Origin of the sequence: Salipiger sp. HF18 (assembly GCF_011806505.1) — a bacterium.
In the GTDB taxonomy this organism is placed as follows: domain Bacteria; phylum Pseudomonadota; class Alphaproteobacteria; order Rhodobacterales; family Rhodobacteraceae; genus Salipiger; species Salipiger thiooxidans.
Genome location: NZ_JAATOS010000359.1, coordinates 1 through 4,000, shown reverse-complemented (window position 1 = coordinate 4,000; position 4,000 = coordinate 1). Strand labels below are relative to the sequence as shown.

Genomic DNA, 4,000 nt, shown 5'->3' with positions numbered 1-4,000 from the left:
CCCCGCCCCAGACCGGCAGCAGCGGCCGCGCCAGCGACGGCTCGATGCCGGTGATCCAAGCGCCGCAGGAGGGGGCGAGGATGCAGAGCAGGGCGACCAGCGATTGCAGGGCGAGGTTCACCGCCAGCAGCCGGCGGAAGCGGGTCAGGGACCGATGGGCGTCTGCCTGTGTCCAGCCGATGGATAGGGTGCTCATGGCGCGCTCCTCAGAAGGTCAGAAGATAGGCGAGAAGGTCGGATTTCTCGGGGGCGGGCAGCCCGGTCCCCCAGAGATGCCCGGCGTTGGAATTGCCGCGCAGGGCGGTGTCGAAGCAGCCGGGCCCGCCGTCGCAGGGGGGCGAGACGAAGCCGCCCTGCGGGTCGATGACGTCGCCGCCCCGGCGGAAGCGGGGCGGGCGCGCCTCGGGCGGGGCCAGCAGGTCGGCCAGCGTCGGCACCGAGCCGTTGTGCAGGTAGGGCCCGCGCAGCCAGAGCCCGTCGAGCGGCGCGTTGGCGTAGCCGTCGGTCTTGGTGAAGTTGCGGAACGCGTGGGGCGTGCCTTTGAAAAGTTCGCGCACCTGCGCATCCCGGAAGCTCTGGGTGTAGCTGTCGAGCCTCGCGCGGTCGGTGCCCACGTTGGAGAGCGGCTCGACGGTGCCCAGCCGGGCGCCCTCGAAGACATAGCCGTCGTCGCCCTGCCATCCGTGGCATCCGGCGCAGTCGCGGGCATAGACCGCTCGGCCCCGGTCCACGGCGGCGGGGTCGGGGCGGTGCGGGCTTGGCGGTGGAGGCAGGTCGCGCAGCCAGCGGGCGACGCGCTCGATGGCCGGGTGATCGGCGGTGGCGGGTGTCTCCCCGGCCCCGAGTGCCGCCGAGGGGGTGCGCTCGGCGAGGCTGGGGTTGTTGCCGTCCCAGTGGCGCTGCATCCCCTCGCGCGGGCCCTGCAGGAAGATTGACGGGAAGTCCGAGGCGCCGACCACCTCGCCCTCGGTCAACTCGCGTGCGTGCTGGCGGAAGGCCAGCACCTTGTAGGGGTTGAACGTGTCGACCCGGCCCGGCCCCCACGCGGGCTGGCGGTCGAGCAGCGGCGACAGCCGTGCGGCGCGGTCGATCATGCCCTCGCGCAGGCGGGGGAAGACGGCGAAGCGCCAGATCAGGGCCTCGACCGGGCCGAGCGCGTTGCCGCTGTCGCGCATGGCGGCGCGCAGGCTCTCGGGCGAGACCCGCGGATCGGTGGCGGCGTCGAGGATGAAGCGGGTGAAACCGTGCAGGTCGAGCTGCTGCGCGGGCATCCCCGAGATCAGCTCGGGCGCGGCTTCGGCGTTGGCGCGCACGGTGCCGGTGTGGCAGACGGCGCAGTTGAACCAGACGAGGTCGACGCCGCTCACGGTGCGGCGCGAGATGCCCACCGGAAGCGTCTCACCGTCGTAGAGGAAGCCAAAGGCCGAGTAGTCGCCCTGCGGCGCGAAGCGCTCGGGGAAGAGTTCGGGCAGTGCCATCCAGACCTTGTAGGGGATGCCGGACACTGGCTCGGCCCCGATTGAGCCATGGCGGAAATGCGCATCCTCCGAGCGGTAATGAGGCGTGCCCGAGGGCAGCACGCGCAGCACCACCGCGATGCCCAGCACCACCACCGCCAGAACCGAGATCAGCACAAGCACCAGCAGGGGCCGCCAGAGACGGCGGCGGCGGGCGAGTTCGGCTTCGACGGCGCTGTGATAGGTCATGGCGCCTCCGGGATGCTGAGCACGGGATTGGTGGCGTAGACCTCCATCAGCTGGTCGATCATCGCCTCGCGCGAGGGGAAGCGCGACAGCTCGTGGCAGCCCATCGGCAGCTTGGGCGCCCCGACGAGGCACTTGTTGCAATAGGTGCAGGGGCGGGGCGGCAGGTCGTGCCCGGCGGCCCAGTGCTGCGGCAAATCGGGGTTGGCGACGAGCGAGCGGGCGATCGACACCGCGTCGACCTTGGTCAGGGCATCGCGAATCGCGGTGGCGCTCTGCCAGCCGCCGGTCGAGATCACCGGGATCGTCACCGCCTCGCGGATCATCCTTGCCTCGTCGAGCCCGACGCCCTCCACCGGGCGGCCCGCCTTCATGCGGAACCAGATCCAGCGGAAGATCGGCCGCAGCGCCGGATAGCGGAACAGCAGGAAGTTGCGGAAGCCGTGGATGCCGCTCGAGATCATCGCGTCGTAGGTGATCGCAAGCAGGTCGAGCGGCAGGTCCCCCGGCGGGTTCAGCGGGTGCGGAAAGAGCGAGCCGGTCGAGATGTGCAGGGCATCGGCGCCCATGGCCTCGCACCATTGCGCCACCTTGATGGTGTCGGCGACGGTGTTGCCGCGGCCCTCCCACGGGATGACGTTGTTGTGGTCGGTGGCCGATAGCTTGACCTGCAGGTGGAACTCGCGGCCGACGGTCTCGCGGATCGCGGCGATGACCTCGAGCAGAAAGCGGGCGCGATTGCGCAGCCCGCCGCCGTAGGCGTCCTTGCGGTCGTTGATGGCCGAGCTCAGGAACTGGGTGAAGAGATAGCCGTTGGCGGCGTGCAGTTCGATGCCGTCGAGCCCGGCCTCGCGGGCGCGCCATGCCGCGCGGGCGAAATCGCGCACCATCTGCCGGACCTGCCCGGTGGACATCGCCTGCGTGAGAAAGCCGTGCAGGGTCTCGGGCGCCGAGGTGGGCGAGGGCGATGCCCGCTGCATGTTGTGCACGCCCGGCAGGTCCATCTGCCGGCCGGAATGGCTGAGCTGGAGGATGTAGCGCGCGCCGTGGGCCCGCACCGCCTCGCCGAGCTTGGCCCAGGCGGGGATGAAGTCGTCGCGATGGATGGTGGCGTAGCCCGCGATGATGCGCCCGTCCATGCGCACGGGCACATAGGACGAGATCACCGCGCCCGCCCCGCCGGCGGCGAAGCGGCATTCCCAGTTGATCCGGGTCTGGGTGAGCGAGCCGTCCTCGTTGTCGAAGCGGCCCGAGATGTTCGAGCGGAAGATCCGGTTCTTGACCGTGAGGTTGCGGAAGGCCAGCGGCTCGAAGATCGGATCGTCGTTGGTCATGACGCGCCCCCGGCCTCGGCCCATATCCGCCGCAGGAGCGCGGGCACGAAGCCATGCGCCGGGCAGCCGCTCCAGGCATCGCGCAGGAAGGCCACGCGCGGGTCGAGCGTGCGCCTTGTGGCATCCTCGACCGAGAGCAGCACCAGCGTGCCGGCGCGCACCGACCCGCCCAGCGTTTCCGCGGGGGCGGTGCCCTGCCGCAGGACCCTCTTGGGCGCGATCATCGCATGGGCAAGCATCTTGGCGGCGGGGGTGGCAAGCCCGGCAGCGCGCATCGCATCGAGGCTGGCGGCAAGGTTCTGCGACGCGATGCCGATGGCGTGCACCGCGTTCAGGTCGCCGTTGGCCGCACCGTAAAGCAGCTTGCGGGCCCGCCGCGAGCGCCCGGTGAGCCAGTCGAGCACCTGCTGCCCCGTGCCGCCGCTCAGCGGCCTGCCGATGGTGGCTGCTGCCGCGACGGTGTCGTCGCTGGGGGTGAAGCCGTCGATCAGCACCGGGCCCAGCAGCCCCTGCGCCAGCCGCAGCGGATCGCCCGCGCCGCCCGCCACGTAGACTGCGGCGTCGCGCACCGGCCCGTCCAGCGCCGCCTCCAGCCCTGGCGCCGAGAGCCGCGCCGAAAGCGCCGCGTGCAGGTCGTGGCGGCGGTGGTCGCCATGGGTCCGGCCGCTCGGCAGAAGGTGGTTGTCGGCCTTGAGCGTGTCGCGGGCCAGCCGCGTGATCAGCCGGTTGAGAAGCGGTCCGCGCCCGGTCTGCGGCCGGTCGAGCCTCGGGTCCGCCGCCATCGCCCGCAGCGCGGCGGGGTCGCGCACGGTGACGATGTCGATGAGCCCGGGCACCCTCATGACGCGCGCCTCCAGGGAAAGAACATGTTGCGGGCGTCGCCGAAGGCATGAGCCAGCCCGGGGCAGTGGCGTTCGACCACGCTGCGCATCGAGTTGCGCAGGACCCACTGGTAGCCCGCGT

The 4,000-nt window shown here is 71.5% G+C and carries 4 protein-coding genes; all 4 read right to left on the bottom strand.

What is annotated here, in order from left to right:
* Nucleotides 1–196, bottom strand: a 196-nt coding sequence (locus HC022_RS20460; RefSeq protein ID WP_167453644.1) for a hypothetical protein, incomplete at its 3' end; no start/stop codon positions are given.
* 10 nt (nt 197–206) lie between these two features.
* On the bottom strand, nt 207–1,706 hold the full coding sequence (locus tag HC022_RS20455; RefSeq protein WP_167453643.1) for a c-type cytochrome: 1,500 nt from the start codon (nt 1,704–1,706) through the stop codon (nt 207–209).
* Nucleotides 1,703–3,037 carry an NADH:flavin oxidoreductase gene (locus HC022_RS20450; protein ID WP_167453642.1) on the bottom strand — a complete coding sequence of 445 codons (1,335 nt, stop codon included), beginning with the start codon at nt 3,035–3,037 and terminating at the stop codon, nt 1,703–1,705. The genes HC022_RS20455 and HC022_RS20450 overlap by 4 nt, the downstream gene beginning before the upstream one ends.
* A complete protein-coding gene (locus HC022_RS20445; protein ID WP_167453641.1) occupies nt 3,034–3,879 on the bottom strand; it encodes a hypothetical protein in 846 nt (281 codons plus the stop codon). The genes HC022_RS20450 and HC022_RS20445 overlap by 4 nt, the downstream gene beginning before the upstream one ends.
* Nucleotides 3,880–4,000: the final 121 nt, after the last annotated feature.